Here is a 16705-nt window from a genome sequence, read left to right on the forward strand (position 1 = left end):
GGGCCCTGCCCCGCCCCATGACCAAGGGCATGTGAGTGCAGGCACCCACACGCGGTACCATGACGCCCCCGCCCCTCCCGGGTCGGTATCCAGCCACGCTGCGGCATTCGACCAGCGGCCCCGCCAGACAACCCCACTTCGCCCCGCCTGCCCCCACGGGCCGGTAAACCATGGACGCGTTCGCCGTGTGGCGTACGCGCAGGATGCCCCATGTCTGCCCCGCTCCCCTCGCGTTCCCGTCGTCTGTTCAAACCGCTGTTGGTCGTGGCCGTACTGGCCGCCGCCGTGATCGCCTGGCGGGTGTTGTCGCCCGCGCCGACCGCCGAGGCCGCGCCTGCGAGCACCGCCACCCCGGTACGCGTGGCCACCGCAACGCAGGAAGACCTCGTGGTGCGCCTGAAGGCGCTCGGTACGGTGACGCCGCTGCATACGGTGGGCATCCGCAGCCGCGTGGATGGCGAGCTGCTGCGGCTGGCGTTCTCCGAGGGCCAGCACGTCAAGGCCGGCGAGCTGCTGGCCGAGATCGATCCGCGCCCGTTCCAGGTACAGCTGTCGCGTGCGCTGGGCACCCAGCAGCAGAACCTGGCCGAGCTCGACAACGCCGAGAGCCAGCTCAAGCGCTTCACGGAACTGCAGAGCAAACACTTCGTCTCCGCGCAGGACCTGAGTGATCAGCAGAGCAAGGTGCGCCAATTGCAGGGCCGTCGCCAGACCGACCAGGCGGCCGTGGATGAAGCGCGCCTGCAACTGCAGTACACCCGCATCACCGCGCCGGTGGCCGGGCGCATGGGCCTGCGCAACGTGGACGTCGGCAACCTGGTCCGCAATGGCGATACCGAACCACTGGCCACCATCACCCAGACCATCCCGATCAGCGTGCTGTTCACCGTGCCCGAGTCGGACCTGCCGGCGGTGGTCGCCGCGGCACGCGCGAATCCGCAGCTGACCGTGGAAGCCTGGGACCGCGAAGAGCGCACCGCGCTCGGCGACGGCGTGCTCTCCAGCCTGGACAACCGCATCGACACCGCCACCGGCACGCTGAAGCTGCGCGCGCAGTTCGCCAATGCCGATGAGTCGCTGTTCCCCAACCAGTTCGTCAACGTGCGCCTGCAGGTCAGCAGCAGCGATGCGGTGGTCATTCCGAACGCGGCCGTGCAGTTCGGCAGCAAGGGCAGCTACGTCTACGTGATCGCCGCCGATGCCACCTCGCACCTGCGCAACGTGGTGCTCGGCCCGGCCGATGGCGAGCGCGTCTCGGTGCGCGAAGGACTCAAAGCCGGCGAGCGCGTGGTGGTGGAAGGCATCGACGGCCTGCGCGATGGCGCCAAGGTCGAGGTGGTGGAGCAGGACCCGCCGCGGACCGGCGCATGAACCTCTCGCGTCCCTTCATCGAGCGCCCGGTCGCGACCACGCTGCTGATGGTGGCGCTGCTGCTGTCCGGCGTGATGGCCTACCGCCTGCTGCCGGTCGCGGCGCTGCCGCAGGTCGATTACCCGATCATCCAGATCACCACGCTGTATCCCGGCGCCAGCCCGGAGGTCACCACCAGCGCGGTCACTGCGCCGCTGGAACGCCAGCTCGGGCAGATTCCCGGCCTGAAACAGATGTCCTCGACCAGCTCCGGCGGGGCGTCGGTGATCACCCTGCAGTTCTCGCTGGAGGTCGCGCTCGGCGTGGCCGAACAGGAAGTGCAGGCCGCGATCAACGCCGCCGACAGCTTCCTGCCTGACGATCTGCCAGTGCCACCGGTGTATCGCAAGGTCAATCCCGCCGACACCCCGATCCTGACCCTGGCGGTGACCTCGCAGGGGCTCTCGCTGCCACAGGTGCACGATCTGGTCGATACGCGCATGGCGCAGCGGCTCTCGCAGCTGCCCGGCGTCGGCCTGGTCAGCCTGGCCGGCGGTCAGCGTCCGGCGGTCCGCATCCAGGTCAATCCGTCCGCGCTGGCCGCCAACGGCCTGAGCATGGCCAGCATCCGCACCGCGATCGGCACGGCCAACGTCAACATGCCCAAGGGCAGCTTCGACGGTCCGACCCGCGCGATCATGCTCGATGCCAACGACCAGATGCGCTCGGTGGCCGAGTACCGTGCCCTGATCCTGGCCTGGAAGGACGGCGCACCGCTGCGCCTGGGCGACGTCGCCACCATCGAGGACGGCGCCGAGAACCGCCAGCTGGCCGCGTGGTCGGGCACCACCCCGGCCGTGCTGATCAACATCCAGCGCCAGCCCGGCGCGAACGTGATCGCCGTGGTCGACCAGGTGCGTGCGCTGCTGCCGCAGCTGCAGGCCTCGCTGCCGGCCGGTGTGGATGTGGCCATCCTGAGCGATCGCACCGAATCGATCCGCGCCTCGATCCGCGGCGTGCAGCACGAGCTGCTGATCGCGATCGCACTGGTGGTGATGGTCACCTTCGTGTTCCTGCGCAACATCCCGGCCACGATCATTCCCAGCATCGCGGTACCGCTGTCGCTGGTCGGCACGTTCGGGGTGATGCTGCTGGCCGGCTTCTCGCTCAACAACCTCACCCTGATGGCGCTGACCATCGCCACCGGTTTCGTGGTGGACGATGCGATCGTGATGCTGGAGAACATCGCCCGCCACCTGGAGCGCGGCGCCACGCCGATGCAGGCGGCGCTCAAGGGCGCCAGGCAGATCGGCTTCACCCTGATCTCGCTGACCCTGTCGCTGATCGCGGTGTTGATCCCGCTGCTGTTCATGGCCGACGTGGTCGGCAAGCTGTTCCATGAGTTCGCGATCACCTTGGCGGTGGCGATCGGCATCTCGTTGCTGGTCTCGCTGACGCTGACGCCGATGATGTGCGCGCGCCTGCTCAAGGCCGGGCATGCCACCCGTCGCGATGCCGACGGGCACGAATCGGCGCAGCAGGGCGATCCCTTCGACCGCGTCGTGGCGGTCTACGACCGCCAGCTGCACTGGGTGCTGCAGCGCCAGCCGCTGATGCTGGCCGCGACCGTGGCCACGCTGGTGCTGACAGCACTGTTGTACGTGTGGGTGCCCAAGGGTTTCTTCCCGGTGCAGGATGCCGGGCTGATCCAGGGCATCAGCGAGGCACCGCAGTCGATCTCCTTCCAGGCGATGTCGCAGCGCCAGCAGGCACTGTCGGCGGCGTTGCTGGACGACGAGGACGTGGCCAGCCTGTCCTCGTTCATCGGCGTGGATGGCAACAACGCAACGCTCAACAGCGGGCGCCTGCTGATCGAATTGAAACCGCACGCGCAGCGCGACGCCGATGCGCAGGCGATCATCGCGCGGCTGCAGCAGCGCGTGGCACACGTGCCGGGCATCAAGCTGTACCTGCAGCCGGTACAGGAGCTGGGCATCGAGGACCGGATCAGCCGGACCCAGTACCAGTTCACCCTGACCAGCCCGGACATCGCGCAGCTGGAAACCTGGACACCGCGCCTGCTCGCGCATCTGCAGGAGGCACCGGCGTTGGCCGACGTCGCCAGCGATCTGCAGAACCAGGGTCTGCAGGCGCACGTGGTGATCGACCGCGTGGCTGCCGCGCGCCTGGGGATCAGCGTGGAGACCATCGCCGACGCACTGTACGACGCGTTCGGGCAGCGCCAGATCTCGACCATCTTCACCCAGGCCAACCAGTACCGCGTGGTGCTGGAAGCGCGCCCGGACGTGGCCTTCGGCCCGGATGCGATCGCGCGCCTGCATGTCACCGGGCCGGACGGGCGGCAGGTGCCGCTGGGCGGCATCGCGCGGATCGAGCAGCGCCCCGCGCAGCTGCTGATCAACCACGTCGGCCAGTTCCCGGCGGTGACGTTCTCGTTCAATCTCGCCCAGGAGACGTCGCTGGGCGAAGCGGTGGAGGCGATCGAGGGCGCACGCGCGGCGATCGGACTGCCGACCAGCGTGGAGCTGCGCCTGCAGGGTGCGGCCGATGCGTTCCGCGCGTCGCTGTCGAGCACCTTGTGGCTGGTGCTGGCGGCGGTGGTGGTGATGTACCTGGTGCTGGGCGTGCTCTATGAGAGCTTCATCCACCCGATCACCATCCTCTCCACCCTGCCCTCGGCCACGGTGGGGGCGTTGCTTGCCCTGCTGGTCAGCGGGCGCAGCCTGGACCTGATCGCGGTGATCGGCATCGTGCTGCTGATCGGGCTGGTCAAGAAGAACGCGATCATGATGATCGACTTCGCGCTGGAGGCCGAGCGCGAGCACGGCATGGCGCCGCGTCAGGCCATCCATCAGGCCGCGTTGCTGCGCTTCCGCCCGATCCTGATGACCACGCTGGCCGCGTTGTTCGGCGCGATCCCGCTGATGTTCGCCAGTGGCTCGGGTGCGGAGCTGCGCCAGCCGCTGGGCCTGGTCATGGTCGGCGGGCTGATCGTCAGCCAGGTGCTGACCCTGTTCACCACGCCGGTGATCTATCTGTTCTTCGACCGCTTCCGCCAGCGCCCCGCGCCGGTGACCGACGAGGCTGGCGAGGCGCTGGCGTGAGTCCGCTGTCGCGGGCGATCGGCTGGTTCGTCCAGCATCCGGTCGCCACCGTGCTGCTGGCGGTGGCGGTGGTGCTGGCCGGCCTGCTCGGGCTGCGCCTGCTGCCGGTCGCGCCGCTGCCGCAGGTCGACTACCCGGCGATCAACGTCAGTGCCAGCCTGCCCGGCGCGAGCCCCGAATCGATGGCGGCCAACGTCGCCACGCCGCTGGAACGTGCTTTGGGCACCATCCCGGGGCTGACCGGGATCGACTCCGCCAGCACCCAGGGCTCGACCCAGGTCGAATTGAAGTTCGCGCTCGGCCGCAACGTGGACGATGCCGCGCGCGACGTGCAGGCGGCGATCAACGCGGCGCGCGCGCAGCTGCCCAGCGGCATGCCCGGCATGCCGCAGTACCGCAAGGTGAATCCCTCGCAGGCGCCGATCATGGCGCTGGCGTTGAGCTCGGACAGCCTCTCGCCGGGGCAGATCTACGACGTGGCCTCCACCGTGATCGCGCAGAAACTGGCGCAGATTCCCGGCGTCGGCGAGGTGCAGGTGGGCGGCAGTTCGCTGCCGGCGGTGCGCGTGTCGCTGGATCCCAATGCACTGAACCACCATCGCATCGCGCTGGACGACATCGCCGCGGCGATCCGCAATGCCAACGCGCTCAAGCCGCTGGGGACGGTGGCCAGCCAGGCCCGGCAGTGGCAACTGGAAGCCACGCTGCAGCTGCGCACCGCCGCCGAGTACCGCCGCCTGATCGTGGCGATGCGCGATGGCCGCCCGGTCTACCTGGAGGACGTGGCCGGGATCAGCGAAGGGGTCGAGGACCGCTACGCCAGCGGCTTCCACAACGAGCGCCCGGCGGTGCTGCTGATCGTCAGCCGCCAGCCGGACGCCAACATCATCGAGACCGTCGACGCCATCCAGGCGCAGATGGACACGCTGCAGGCGCTGCTGCCGGCCAACATCGACATGCAGGTGGTGATGGACCGCTCGCCGGTGATCCGCGCCACCCTGCGCGAGGCCGAACTGACCCTGCTGCTGGCGATCGCCCTCGTGGTGCTGGTGGTGCTGGCCTTCCTCGGCCACTGGCGCGCAGCGCTGGTGCCGACCGTGGCGATCCCGGTCTCGCTGCTGGGCGCGCTGGCGATCATCGCCCTGCTCGGGTTCTCGCTCAACACGCTCTCACTGATGGCCCTGATCGTGGCGGCGGTGCTGGTGGTCGACGATGCGATCGTGGTGCTGGAGAACATCGCCCGCCATCGCGAGGAAGGCACCTCGCCGATGACCGCCGCGCTGCGCGGCGCGGGTGAAGTCGGTGCCACGCTGCTGTCGATGAACATCGCGCTGGCCGTGGTGTTCATCTCGATCCTGTTCCTGGATGACTTCGTCGAGAAGCTGTTCCGCGAGTTCTCGCTGACCCTGGTGGCAGCGATGGGCGTCTCGCTGCTGGTCTCGCTCAGCCTGACCCCGATGCTGTGCGCGCGCCTGCTCGGTCAGGCACGGCCCGGCCCCGGCAATGGACTGCAGCGCGCAGGCACCGCGCTGTTCGAGCGCCTGCGCGGCGCCTACGTGGGCAGCCTGCAGACGATGCTGCGCTGGCTCGCGCTGCCGCTGCTGCTGTTCGCCGGCGTGATCGCGTTGAACGTGTGGCTGTTCCAGCAGGTGCCCAAGGGCATCGTGCCCAAGCAGGACACTGCCCAGCTGCGTGGCTTCGCGCGCGGCGACGACGGCCTCTCGTTCCAGGTCATGCAGCCCAAGATCGAGGCCTACCGCAAACTGCTGCTGGCGGACCCGGCGATCAGCGACATCATCGGGTACATCGGCGGCCGCAGCGGGGTCAACAACGCCTTCATCATGATCAAGATGAAGCCGCTGGCCGAGCGCAAGGTCTCCAGCCAGCAGGTGATCGACCGCCTGCGCGTCAACATGCCGAAGATTCCGGGCGGCGGCATGTTCCTGTGGGTGGACCAGGACATCAAGCTGGAAGGCAGCGGCGACAGCGGCCAGTACGAGTTCCAGCTGCTCTCCGGCGAACTGGAGCCGCTCAGGCAATGGACGCCCAGGGTGGCCGATGCACTGCGCGCCCTGCCCGAGCTGGTCGATGTGGAATCCAAGGGCGATGAAGGCATGCGCCAGGTGGTGCTCGACATCGACCGCGATGCCGCGGCCCGCCTGGGCGTGGACATGCGCATGATCGCCTCGGTGCTCAACAACGCCTTCAGCCAGCGCCAGGTCGCCACGCTGTACGACACCCTCAACCAGTACCGCGTGGTGATGGAGCTGGACCCGCGCTACACCCAGGATCCCTCCACGCTGGAGCAGATCCATGTGATCGGCAAGGACGGCCAGCGCCTGCCGCTGTCGTCCATCGCGCGGTGGGCGTACGGCATGGCGCCGGACCGGATCTATCACAGCCAGCAGTTCGCCTCGGTCTGGATCGAGTTCGCGCTGGCGCCCGGCGTCACCCTCGACCAGGCGGTGAAAGCGGTGGACCAGGCCATGGGCAGGATCATGCTGCCCACCCATGTGCAGGCGCGGCTCAGTGGCGAGGCCGGTGGTTTCGAGAAGCTGCGCGAGCGCCAGCTGTGGCTGATCCTCGGCGCGATGCTGGCGGTGTATCTGGTGCTGGGCGTGCTGTACGAGAGCTTCGTGCAGCCACTCGCGATCCTCTCCACCCTGCCCTCGGCGGGCGTGGGCGCATTGCTGGCGCTGATGGCGTTCGGCAACGAGTTGAACCTGATCTCGCTGCTCGGCCTGTTCCTGCTGGTGGGCGTGGTGATGAAGAACACCATCCTGATCATCGACTTCGCACTGTCGGCCGAGCGCGAGCGTGGCTTGTCGTCATACGACGCGATCTGCGAGGCGGCACGGCTGCGGTTCCGCCCGATCCTGATGACCAGCGTGGCGGCCCTGCTGGGCACGTTGCCGCTGATGCTGGCGACCGGTGAGGGTTGGGAGATGCGTCAGCCGTTGGGCATCGCGATTGTCGGCGGCCTGCTGGTCAGCCAGTGGCTGACCCTGTACACCACGCCGGCGATCTATCTGGCGTTGGCGAAGCTGAGGCGTGCCGCGTGATCATCGAACGCGGGACACCCCAGGGGTAGAGCCACGCCATGCGTGGCTGCTTCTGCATGATCTGCATGAAGCGCCGCGGCGCTGTACGCAGCCACCCATGGGTGGCTCTGCCCCGGATCAACGCACGCTTATGCCGCTTCGCTGATCCGCACCGCCCGCCGCGCACGCACTGCCTCGGCCAGGCTTTCCAGCACCGCCAGCGAGCTGTCCCAGCCGATGCAGCCATCGGTGATGCTCTGCCCGTAGGTCAGCGGCTGGCCGTCGACCAGGTCCTGCCGGCCGGCCACCAGATGGCTCTCCACCATGACACCGACGACGCGCTCTTCGCCATTGGCCAGCTGGGCGTTGATGTCCGCGATGACCTTCGGCTGGTTCTCCGGATTCTTGCTGCTGTTGGCGTGGCTGGCATCGATCATGATGCGCGCGGCCAGGTGCGACCTGGCCAGGGTCTGGCTGGTCGCTTCAACGTGGTCGGCAGCGTAGTTCGGCGTCTTGCCGCCGCGCAGGATCACGTGGCAGTCCGGGTTGCCGGCGGTGGCGACGATGGCGGTGCCGCCTTCCTTGGTCACCGACAGGAAGTGATGCGGATTGGAGGCCGCACCAATCGCATCGGCAGCGATCTTGATGTTGCCGTCGGTACCGTTCTTGAACCCCACCGGGCAGGACAGCCCCGAAGCCAGTTCGCGATGCACCTGGCTTTCGGTGGTCCGCGCGCCGATCGCGCCCCAGGCGACCAGGTCGGCGATGTACTGCGGCGAGATCACGTCGAGGAATTCAACGCCGGCCGGCAGGCCGAGCTTGTTGATGTCGCGCAGCAGACCGCGCGCCACGCGCAGGCCCTTGTTGATGTTGAAGCTGCCGTCCAGGTCCGGATCGTTGATCAGGCCCTTCCAGCCGACCGTGGTGCGGGGCTTCTCGAAGTACACGCGCATGACGATTTCCAGCTCGTCGGCGTAGGCATCGCGCAGCGGCTTGAGGCGCTGTGCGTATTCGATGGCGGCCACCGGGTCATGGATCGAGCACGGGCCGATCACTACCGCGAGGCGATCATCACGGCCGTGCAGGATCTCGTGCAGGGCCGCGCGCGAGGCGCTGACCGTATCGGAGGCTTCATCGTCGCAGGGCAGCATCGCCAGCAGCTGTGCCGGCGGGGTCAACGGTTCGATTTTGCGGATGCGCAGGTCGTCGGTATGGGGGGGCATGGGGTAACTCCTTGGAAGTGGGGGTCCCCAGCGCGGCGGCAACAAAAAAGCCGCCAGGTGCGCTGGCGGCTTTCGGGAATGCGTCTGAAGGTTTCTTCAGGGTGAGCGCATGCCTTCCTCCGCCGGTGGCTTCGGAAAGTAATACCAAAAGTAGGAATTGGCGGGGCGTGCGTTCATTGGGGAGTATTGATAACACAGGGGTTTGGAGGTGCCAACTGTTTCATTCGCAACTGCGATGAGCGTTCAGCCATCATCCGCCCCAGCGCCCGATCACCCGCGCGGCAGCGCCGCCAGCTCGGCCAGGTGCTGCTGCAGGTTGCCTGCGGCACCCAACGCATGGGTGGTGGTGAAATACTCATGCCAGCCAGTGGCGCCGATCGCCGCCAGCAGGGCATCGGCATCCAGCCGCTCGGCGCACTGCCACACCGCATAGAACTGCTCGGCCGTGGTGTGCGGCACGTCCTGTTCGATGCGGCCCATCGCCACCGGGGTGATCCGGGCCGGATCCACGTGCTGCATGCCGGCCCCGATGCGGGCGAAGAACGCGCCGCGCGATACCGGATCCAGCGCGGTCCAGGCAGGGGTGGCGGTGTACAGCTCGATCAACATGTGCGACATGGCATTCCTTGAGGTCAGAGCGAGCGCAGCGCGCGCTTGCGGATGTAGGTGTTGGCCGGATCGTCGGCGTGCTGTTGCTGCCATTCGCCGCACAGCGCACGGACCCAGTCCGGCTGGGTCTTGCCGGCGTCGTTGAGCCAGTTGCCCACCGAATCCTGCACATAGCGCGACGCATCACGGCACAGCGCCTGCAGCAGCGACCGCGCGTGCTGCGGCTCGTGTTTGAAGAGGGTGATATGGGCCGCCCATACGCCACGCGGGCGCAGCGCTTCGCAGGCGAACCGGCGCACATTGGGTGAGGCGTCGGTGGTCCAGTCGTGCAGGTGCGACAGCACGCGCAGCGGCTCGGCCACCACATGCGGACGTACCGCCAGCCACGCCCACTCACGCACGCCGAAGTGCGCGTCATCGGCCAGCGGGCGCAGCGCATCCAACTTGCGCTCCAGCGACAAGGCGGGATCGCTGCCGATCAGATAGCAGGCCCAGCCACGCACGGTGTCGCTGGTGTGCCGCGACCACGGCGCGTGGTCACCGTGTCCGTGCACGCGCAGCAGGGTCGCGGCCCCCTGCATGCGCAGCGTGATGCCGCGCTTGGCCGCGTTGCGCATCGGGGTGATCGCCGAGGCTGGCAGACCGGGCGCGACATTGGCCATGAGCTTGGCGAAGTCCACTGCCAGCACTTCGGCCAGATGGGTGGCTTCGGTTTCACCACGATCCAGCTGCCCGCGTCGCTCGCGGGTGATGGGTTGTTTCATACGGCGCGCCCCGCGTCGGTGCGCGACCACACGCGTTGCAGCAGCGTGCCGAGCGTGCGGCGCTCGCTGGGGCTGATGTCGGCGAACAGCGAGGCGATCCAGTGCGTCTGCTGGTCGAAGAGCTGCGCGGCCAGGGTCTGGCCTGCCGCGGTCAACTGCACATGGATGCGCCGCTTGTCCTCCGGATCACTGTGACGGCTCACCAGCTGCTCGCGCTCCAGCCCATCGAGCAGGCCGGTGATGGTGGCGCGGGTCACCCCGGCACGCTCGGCCAACTGGTGGGGCGAGAGCGCGGTGTCGGCGCCACGCAGCAGGAACAGCAGCACGAAACGTCCTTCGCTCAGGCCGAGCGGGGCAAGGCGACTCGCGCAATCCTGATCGATCGCGCTGGCCAGCGACAGCACCTGGAAACACAACGCCAACTCACCCGCGTCCGGCTGGCCACGTCGCTCCAGTTCGGTCAGGAAAGCCTGGTGTTTGATTTCCAGCATGCAGGCGGATCCAACATAGTACGGCGGCTAACTATATCGTCATCCAGCGCATGGAGGAAGACCGATGCCTACTGCGGCGACTTCACCGGCAGCTGCATCCGCACGACCAACCCGCCGCCCGGCCTGTCCAGCAGCCAGAGCTGACCTCCGTGCTGGCGAACCGCGCCCTGGACCACCGCCAGCCCGAGACCGGTGCCGCCGGTGGCGCGATTGCGCGAGCTTTCATGCCGCTGGAAAGGCTGCAGCAACCGGGCTTTCTCGCCATCGGGGATACCCGGCCCGCGGTCGGCGACCTCCAGCCACAGCGCGTCGCCCGTGTTGTGCACCTCCACTTCCACCGTGCCGGCGTAGCGCGCGGCGTTGTCGATGAGGTTGTCCAGTGCGCGCCTGAGCAGGAGGGCGTCACCGTGCCATGGCAGAGGCCCGGTCAGGCCACTGTGGATGTCCACACCACGCAGGCGCGCAGACTGCACGCACTCGTCCAGCAGTGCCGCCATGTCCAGCGACAGCATCGAGGCGGGCTCCAGTTCGCCACGGGCGTAGTCGAGTACCTGTTCGATCATCGCGTTCATGCGTTCGATATCGGCCACCATCCGCGCCGACTGCGCAGGCGGTGCGAACTCGGCGCGCAGGCGCAGCCCGGTCAATGGCGTGCGCAGATCGTGCGCGACCGCGGCCAGCATGCGCGTCATGTCCTGCGCCTGGTCACGGAGACGTTCACGACCGGCATTGATGGCCTTGGCCAACATCTGGACATCGCGTGGGCCGTCGTCGGGCAGCGGCGTGCTGGATTGCAATGTCACGGCAGCGCCGGCATCGGCCAGCCGGCGTAGCGGGCGGCCGATCCTGAGCGCCGCCCATGCCGTCAGGGGCGCCAACAGGAGCGTGCCGCCGAGCAGCGCCAACAGCACCTGGCGCCGCCACGCGACCACGTCGCCCTGGTCGCTGGCCAGCACCTGCCAGCGGCCATCGGCGCGCTGCACGCCAAGCTCGAACAGCGGCCATTGCAGGGCCGCCAGTGCCAGCCCCTGCGCACGCAGCACCTCTGGATCGGCCAGCGCGTCCACCGGGGTACCACGGGAGTACACCTTGATATCCGGCGCATTGCCCGCTCCTTTCCAGACCAGCCTGACATGCTCGACAGGCAGCGCCAGCTGGTGGGCGGTCAACTGTGTCAACCAGGGACTGGCATGACCGCTGGGCGGCGCATCCCGCAGCGTCACCCGCATGCCCTCGGCCGCCGGCGCCCGTTCACCGCGCAGCACCTGCACAGCATGATCCAGCCGCATCTGGGGCGGCGCAGGCCGGGGCATCCAGCCGATCACCGCAAGGCTGACCAGCGTGACCAACAGCAGGCTGCTCACGGCCAGCATCACGATCCAGGTGGTGGTGGACCAGTGCCGGGTCACAGCGCTTCCACCGTCGCATCGAACCGGTAGCCCTCGCCGCGCAGCGTCTGCACGAGTGCGTCACCGCCAGCCGCTGCACGGGCCAACTTGCGGCGCAGGCGGCTGATCGCCAGATCCACCGCGCGATCGACACTGTCGTGCGCATCGCCGCGCGTGAGCTGCATCAACCGTTCGCGATCAAGCACTCGGCCGGGTCGCTCGGCCAAGGCCTGCAGCAGGGCGAACTCGCCCCGGCTCAGCACCACCTCGGCGCCATCGGGCGCGAGCAGGCGGCGTTGCTCCGGCACCAGCCGCCAACCGGCAAAACGCAGTTCGGCAACAGCCTGCCCCCGCAGCTTCTCTTGCCTGCGCAGCAGCGCGCGGACGCGCGCGATGAGTTCGCGCGGGTCGAACGGCTTGGCAAGGTAGTCGTCAGCGCCCATTTCCAGGCCGATGACGCGGTCGGGCGTGGCACCCATCGCCGACAGCATCAGGATCGGAATCGCACGTGCCTGCAGCCGCCTGCAGACCGACAGACCGTCCTCACCGGGCATCATCCAATCGAGGATGATCGCGTCGGGCCGATGGACCTGCAGCAGGCGGTCCAGCGCCACCGCATCGGCGGCCACGCGCACACGGAAGCCATGCCGCTCCAGGCACTCGGCGAGTGCATCACGGATGCTGGTGTCATCGTCGACCACGACGATCTCGGGGCTGCTGTTCATGCGGGCAGTATCGGGCAGGTCTGTATCCGGACGGTATCAACGCGGACATTCCCGCGATACGACGGCGAGGATCAATAGCCGTTCCTCCCTACGGCGTTCTCCCATGCATCCTGCCCTGCTCCCATTGCTTGCCGCCACGATCGGGGTGCCGGCCCCAGCACCCGAACATGTCCTGCCGATGTGGATGCAGGCCATGCACCCCAGCGTCGCCGTGCGTCTGGATGGCCAGGCCGAGCCGTTGCGCTTCGTGGTCGACAGCGCAGCAGGTGCCACCCTGGTGGACAGCCGCATCGCCCGTCGTTACGGCCTGGACAATACCGACGACGCGACCACCGGGCAGATCCGCGGCGCATCTTCCAGCAGCGCCACGGCGAACCGCATGCGGCAGACCGACTGGGCGATCGGCACGGTGAAGCTGAAGATCGTCGGCATGCACGCGGACCTGTCGCGCCTTTCCAATCCCGACAAGGCGATCACCGTCGATGGCATCCTCGGCAACGACCTCACGCGCCGCTGGGACACCCGGTGGGATTTCGCCGCGAGTGAGCTGCAGTTGTGGACGGCGGGGCAGCTTGATGATGGGCCTCATTGCCAGGCCAACGCACTGCCTTCGCGACGACGTGGTCTGGAAGGCTTCGGCTTCATCACCACACAGTTGGGCGACACGGGTATCGATGCCATCGCGGTGGTGGATACCGGCGCAGCGCAGACCGTGCTCAATGCCGCCGCCGCACGCGCGTTGGGGCTGCGTACCGATGGCAGCGATCCCCGGGTCACACCACGCGAAAAGGGCACGGAAGGCCTGGGTGGACAGCCTCAACCAAGCTGGCTGTATACCCTGCCTGCATTGCGCGGCGGCACGTGGCAGCACCCCGCGTTCGAAGTACGGATCAGTGCGCTGCCGGTGTTCAAGGCGATCGGGTTGGAAGACGAGCCGGCACTGATCCTGGGCGCCGATGCGATGCTCGACAGCCAAGTGGACATCAGTGCAGGCGCAGCGCGCATTTGCCTTCAGCGTCCAACTGAAAAGTGAGACACCCTCACTTCACTACCACCGGACACCCACAGGTACGGGTCCGTCATGCGAGGGGAACAGCGGCAGCACGTACTCGGCCAGCTCCTGCAGCACCTCGGCCGCCAGACGCTGTGAGAACTGGATGCCCAGCGCAGCATGGTTGACGCCGGCGCGCTGCCACTCGCCCAGCAGATCAATCAACCCGTTGCGCCCCGTCTGCAACGTGTAGCCGCCATTGAGCGGCGTGCGTGGATGGTTCGGGTCCTCGACCAGATCCAGCCACTCGTTGGTGACGTGCGGGCGGAAGCCACCGTCGGGGATCAGACGGCGCCACGCCCGGATCTTGTCGGCCAGGCGCTGCGGCCCGCCTGCGTGGTGGGTCGCCTCGGGATAGGTGAGCCAGCCATCGGCGTGCTGCCCCACCCAGTCCAAGGTCTGCCGCGAGGTGCCGGTCACCAGCAGCGGGATCGCAGCGGCCACCGGCTTCGGCAACAGCTCCACACCCTGCAGCGCGCCCAGTGGCGAGTCGATATGCAGCGGACCGGCCTGCATCAACTGCCTGACGTACGCTACCGAGTCGGCGAAGCGCTGGCCGCGGCCGGCATGCTCCAGACCGTACGCCGGGAACTCCACCGGGCGGTCGCCGGAAGCGATGCCCAGCACCAGCCGCCCACCGGACAGCTGGTCGATGGTGGTGGCCGACTTGGCCAGATCGATCGGGTGCCGCAGCGGGAAGATCGCGCTGCCGGTGGCCAGCGCCAGTCGCTCCGTGCGCGCGGCCAGGAAGGCCAGATACGTAAAGGGATCGAACACCTGCCCGGCGTCGCCGAACAGGGGATCGAACAGCGGCACGTCACGTACCCAGGTCGCGGCGAAGCCGTCGCGGTCCAGTTGTGCGACCAGATCGGCCTGGCCGGCCAGCACCTGCATGTCGCCCTGGTAGAAGCGCAACGGCAGGAACACGCCCAGCGTCAGTGCGCCTTCGCGGAACATGCGCTGGTAGCCGGCATGCCGGGCGAAGGCAGGTGCGGAGGCACCGGTCAGCGGCGCCTGCGTGGCCGTGATTTCGGTCAACAGGTTCATCGTGGTCATTCCTGGATCAGGGGCCGGTGGCCGGTTCGGGGAGCTGCACGCCACGCTGCACCGCGGGCCGCTGCGACATCCGCGCGTGCCACGCGCTCAGGTGGGGGTATGCGCTGAAGTCGACGCCGATGAGCTGTGCGATGTGGGTCCATCCGTAGCCGGCGATATCGGCGATGGAATACTCCTCGCCTACAAGCCAGGTGCGGCCTGTGAGGCGCTGGTCCAGCGTGGCGAAGAACTCCGCGCTCAAGCGCCGATAACGTTCGATGGCAGGCGCATATCGCTCCTCGGCGAAGATCTCGGCGTGCACGCGCTGGCCCAGGATGGGACCGACGCTGGCGGCATGGAACATCAACCAGGTGATCGCTTCCCAGCGCGCACCGGGCGCCTGGGGCAACAGTCGTCCGCTCTGCTCGGCCAGGTAGAGCAGGATGGCGGCGGATTCGAACACCGTGATATCCGTTGCCTCGTCGACCAGCACCGGAATGCGGCCGTGCGGATGCAGCCGAAGAAAATCGGGATGGCGGTGCTCATCGGCGTCGATGCGCACGTGATGCAGTACGTAAGGGATGCCGAGTTCTTCCAGCGCGATGGTGATCTTGAAGCCGTTGGGCGAGCTGTCGGTGTACAGGTGCAGCGAAGCGGGGGACACAGCGGTCTCCTTGGCGGGCGATGGATGACGGGAGGAACGTGGTCGCGGCATCGGGGCTCTGCCGATGCAGCTGGACTAAACACGACCGGTTCAACATGATCACGATGCTACGCACGCCAACACGTGCTGTAGAACGATTTATCCTGCGCACTCAAGAGAGAAAATCTAAGGTCATGGGCGCCGTTCTTCCCCTGCTCGCACTCCGCGCTTTCGTCGAAACCGGACGGCATGGCAGCCTCAAGGCCGCCGCCGCGGTCATGGGCGTGACCCCGGGCGCGATCAGCCAGCAGCTCAAACTGCTGCAGGCGCGCACCGGCGTTGAGCTGTTCACCCGCACGCGGCAGGGCGTCGCACTCACACCGGCCGGCGCACAGGTGCACCCTGCCCTGCTGCGTGCGTTCGATCAGATCCAGGACAGCATGGCGATGCTGGATGCCATCCACGCGCGGCAGACACTGACGATCAGCACCGTGCCCAGCTTTGCCGCCTCCTGGCTGGTGCCGCGGCTGGGGCGCTTCACGGCACAGCACCCGGCGATCGAAGTCCGCGTGGAGGCGTCGTCGGCGCTGGCGGATCTGCGTCGCGACCGCATCGACATCGCGATCCGCCACGGTCTCGGCGAGTATCCCGGCCTGATCTCGCGCCCGCTCGCGGCGCCGGTGCTGTTGCCGGTGGCCTGCCCGGCATTGCTTGCCGATGGCCCACCGATCCGGTCGGCCGTGGACTGCCTGCAGTACCCGCTGCTGCAGGACTCGGACCGCAGCGACTGGTCGCTGTGGTTCAGCGCGCTCGGCCTGCCGCCCGATCCACGCATCGAGCGTGGTCCGGCCTTCGATGATGACGTGCTGCTGATCCGCGCCGCGGAAGCGGGCCAGGGCATCGCACTGGTGCGTGACCTGTATGTGGAATCCGAAGTGGCCAGCGGGCGGCTGGCGGTCGTGCTGGATCAGCCGTGGCCAACGCGGTTTGCGTACTACGCTGTCACCCTGCCCTGGGCCGAAGAGAATCCGGCCATCGCGGCGTTCCTGCGCTGGCTGCAGCAGGAAGTCGAGGGGCCGACCAGCGCGCTGTGATCCCGTGATGCACGCACAAAAAAACCCCGCCTTACGGCGGGGTTTTTCGTACTGCTTTGGCGCTTGGCGGGTACCGACCAACGGTATGCCCTCCCTTCGGGCGGGCACCCTTCGGGCCGTCGCAAGCGACGTTAGCAACGGCATTCGCCGTTACTTGCGGCACCTA

Annotated in this window: 13 protein-coding genes; 5 read left to right on the forward strand and 8 right to left on the reverse strand. The window is 67.9% G+C overall.

The genetic code is table 11. From position 1 onward, the window contains the following. Nucleotides 1-210: 210 nt before the first annotated feature. Genes ABE434_RS03285 through ABE434_RS03295 form a run of 3 tightly spaced genes read left to right on the forward strand, consistent with a single transcriptional unit; the run spans nucleotide 211 to nucleotide 7537 of the window. Nucleotides 211-1371, forward strand: coding sequence for an MdtA/MuxA family multidrug efflux RND transporter periplasmic adaptor subunit (locus ABE434_RS03285; RefSeq protein ID WP_346477810.1), 1161 nt, complete (start codon nucleotides 211-213; stop codon nucleotides 1369-1371). Next, nucleotides 1368-4475: an MdtB/MuxB family multidrug efflux RND transporter permease subunit gene (locus tag ABE434_RS03290; protein WP_346477811.1), complete on the forward strand. Its 3108-nt coding sequence runs from the start codon at nucleotides 1368-1370 to the stop codon at nucleotides 4473-4475. Before ABE434_RS03285 ends, ABE434_RS03290 begins: the two co-directional genes overlap by 4 nt. Continuing rightward, nucleotides 4472-7537, forward strand: a complete 3066-nt coding sequence (locus ABE434_RS03295) for an efflux RND transporter permease subunit (protein ID WP_346477812.1) — start codon at nucleotides 4472-4474, stop codon at nucleotides 7535-7537. Before ABE434_RS03290 ends, ABE434_RS03295 begins: the two co-directional genes overlap by 4 nt. A 128-nt stretch (nucleotides 7538-7665) precedes the next feature. Here the strand turns inward: ABE434_RS03295 and aroG are convergent, their stop codons facing one another. From aroG to ABE434_RS03325, 6 genes are all read right to left on the reverse strand, one after another. Beyond that, on the reverse strand, nucleotides 7666-8739 hold the full coding sequence (gene aroG / locus ABE434_RS03300; protein ID WP_346477813.1) for a 3-deoxy-7-phosphoheptulonate synthase AroG: 1074 nt from the start codon (nucleotides 8737-8739) through the stop codon (nucleotides 7666-7668). Between the two features lie 270 nt (nucleotides 8740-9009). Further along, complete coding sequence (locus ABE434_RS03305; protein WP_346477814.1) at nucleotides 9010-9357, reverse strand: DUF6616 family protein; 348 nt, start codon at nucleotides 9355-9357, stop codon at nucleotides 9010-9012. Between the two features lie 14 nt (nucleotides 9358-9371). Next, nucleotides 9372-10112 carry a DNA alkylation repair protein gene (locus tag ABE434_RS03310; RefSeq protein WP_346477815.1) on the reverse strand — a complete coding sequence of 247 codons (741 nt, stop codon included), beginning with the start codon at nucleotides 10110-10112 and terminating at the stop codon, nucleotides 9372-9374. After that, a complete protein-coding gene (locus ABE434_RS03315) occupies nucleotides 10109-10603 on the reverse strand; it encodes a MarR family transcriptional regulator (protein WP_346477816.1) in 495 nt (164 codons plus the stop codon). The genes ABE434_RS03310 and ABE434_RS03315 overlap by 4 nt, the downstream gene beginning before the upstream one ends. A 68-nt stretch (nucleotides 10604-10671) precedes the next feature. Next, the gene (locus tag ABE434_RS03320; protein WP_346477899.1) at nucleotides 10672-11976 is read right to left on the reverse strand and encodes an ATP-binding protein; all 1305 of its coding nucleotides are present in this window, start codon (nucleotides 11974-11976) and stop codon (nucleotides 10672-10674) included. Between the two features lie 32 nt (nucleotides 11977-12008). Beyond that, nucleotides 12009-12716 carry a response regulator transcription factor gene (locus tag ABE434_RS03325; RefSeq protein ID WP_346477817.1) on the reverse strand — a complete coding sequence of 236 codons (708 nt, stop codon included), beginning with the start codon at nucleotides 12714-12716 and terminating at the stop codon, nucleotides 12009-12011. 103 nt (nucleotides 12717-12819) lie between these two features. Here ABE434_RS03325 and ABE434_RS03330 point away from each other — a divergent pair, with 103 nt between their 5' ends. Beyond that, complete coding sequence (locus ABE434_RS03330) at nucleotides 12820-13749, forward strand: retropepsin-like aspartic protease (protein WP_346477900.1); 930 nt, start codon at nucleotides 12820-12822, stop codon at nucleotides 13747-13749. Between the two features lie 15 nt (nucleotides 13750-13764). Here ABE434_RS03330 and ABE434_RS03335 read toward each other — a convergent pair whose 3' ends face one another. After that, the gene (locus tag ABE434_RS03335) at nucleotides 13765-14814 is read right to left on the reverse strand and encodes an LLM class oxidoreductase (protein ID WP_346477818.1); all 1050 of its coding nucleotides are present in this window, start codon (nucleotides 14812-14814) and stop codon (nucleotides 13765-13767) included. Between the two features lie 16 nt (nucleotides 14815-14830). Then, entirely contained in the window at nucleotides 14831-15466 is a 636-nt protein-coding gene (locus ABE434_RS03340) for a glutathione S-transferase family protein (protein ID WP_346477819.1), read from the reverse strand. Between the two features lie 173 nt (nucleotides 15467-15639). Between ABE434_RS03340 and ABE434_RS03345 the strand changes: the two genes are divergently transcribed. After that, the gene (locus tag ABE434_RS03345) at nucleotides 15640-16539 is read left to right on the forward strand and encodes a LysR substrate-binding domain-containing protein (RefSeq protein WP_346477820.1); all 900 of its coding nucleotides are present in this window, start codon (nucleotides 15640-15642) and stop codon (nucleotides 16537-16539) included. The last annotated feature ends 166 nt before the right edge of the window (nucleotides 16540-16705 follow it).

The organism is Stenotrophomonas sp. TWI1183 (genome assembly GCF_039673115.1).
Lineage (GTDB): Bacteria > Pseudomonadota > Gammaproteobacteria > Xanthomonadales > Xanthomonadaceae > Stenotrophomonas > Stenotrophomonas maltophilia_AA.

Bases quoted from the DNA above. Each gene is read 5' to 3' on its own strand.
- ABE434_RS03285 (WP_346477810.1), top strand. From the start codon at position 211: ATGTCTGCCCCGCTCCCCTCGCGTTCCCGTCGTCTGTTCAAACCGCTG.
- ABE434_RS03290 (WP_346477811.1), top strand. From the start codon at position 1,368: ATGAACCTCTCGCGTCCCTTCATCGAGCGCCCGGTCGCGACCACGCTG.
- aroG (WP_346477813.1), bottom strand. From the start codon at position 8,739: ATGCCCCCCCATACCGACGACCTGCGCATCCGCAAAATCGAACCGTTG.
- ABE434_RS03305 (WP_346477814.1), bottom strand. From the start codon at position 9,357: ATGTCGCACATGTTGATCGAGCTGTACACCGCCACCCCTGCCTGGACC.
- ABE434_RS03310 (WP_346477815.1), bottom strand. From the start codon at position 10,112: ATGAAACAACCCATCACCCGCGAGCGACGCGGGCAGCTGGATCGTGGT.
- ABE434_RS03315 (WP_346477816.1), bottom strand. From the start codon at position 10,603: ATGCTGGAAATCAAACACCAGGCTTTCCTGACCGAACTGGAGCGACGT.
- ABE434_RS03320 (WP_346477899.1), bottom strand. From the start codon at position 11,976: ATGCTGGCCGTGAGCAGCCTGCTGTTGGTCACGCTGGTCAGCCTTGCG.
- ABE434_RS03325 (WP_346477817.1), bottom strand. From the start codon at position 12,716: ATGAACAGCAGCCCCGAGATCGTCGTGGTCGACGATGACACCAGCATC.
- ABE434_RS03330 (WP_346477900.1), top strand. From the start codon at position 12,820: ATGCATCCTGCCCTGCTCCCATTGCTTGCCGCCACGATCGGGGTGCCG.
- ABE434_RS03335 (WP_346477818.1), bottom strand. From the start codon at position 14,814: ATGAACCTGTTGACCGAAATCACGGCCACGCAGGCGCCGCTGACCGGT.
- ABE434_RS03345 (WP_346477820.1), top strand. From the start codon at position 15,640: ATGGGCGCCGTTCTTCCCCTGCTCGCACTCCGCGCTTTCGTCGAAACC.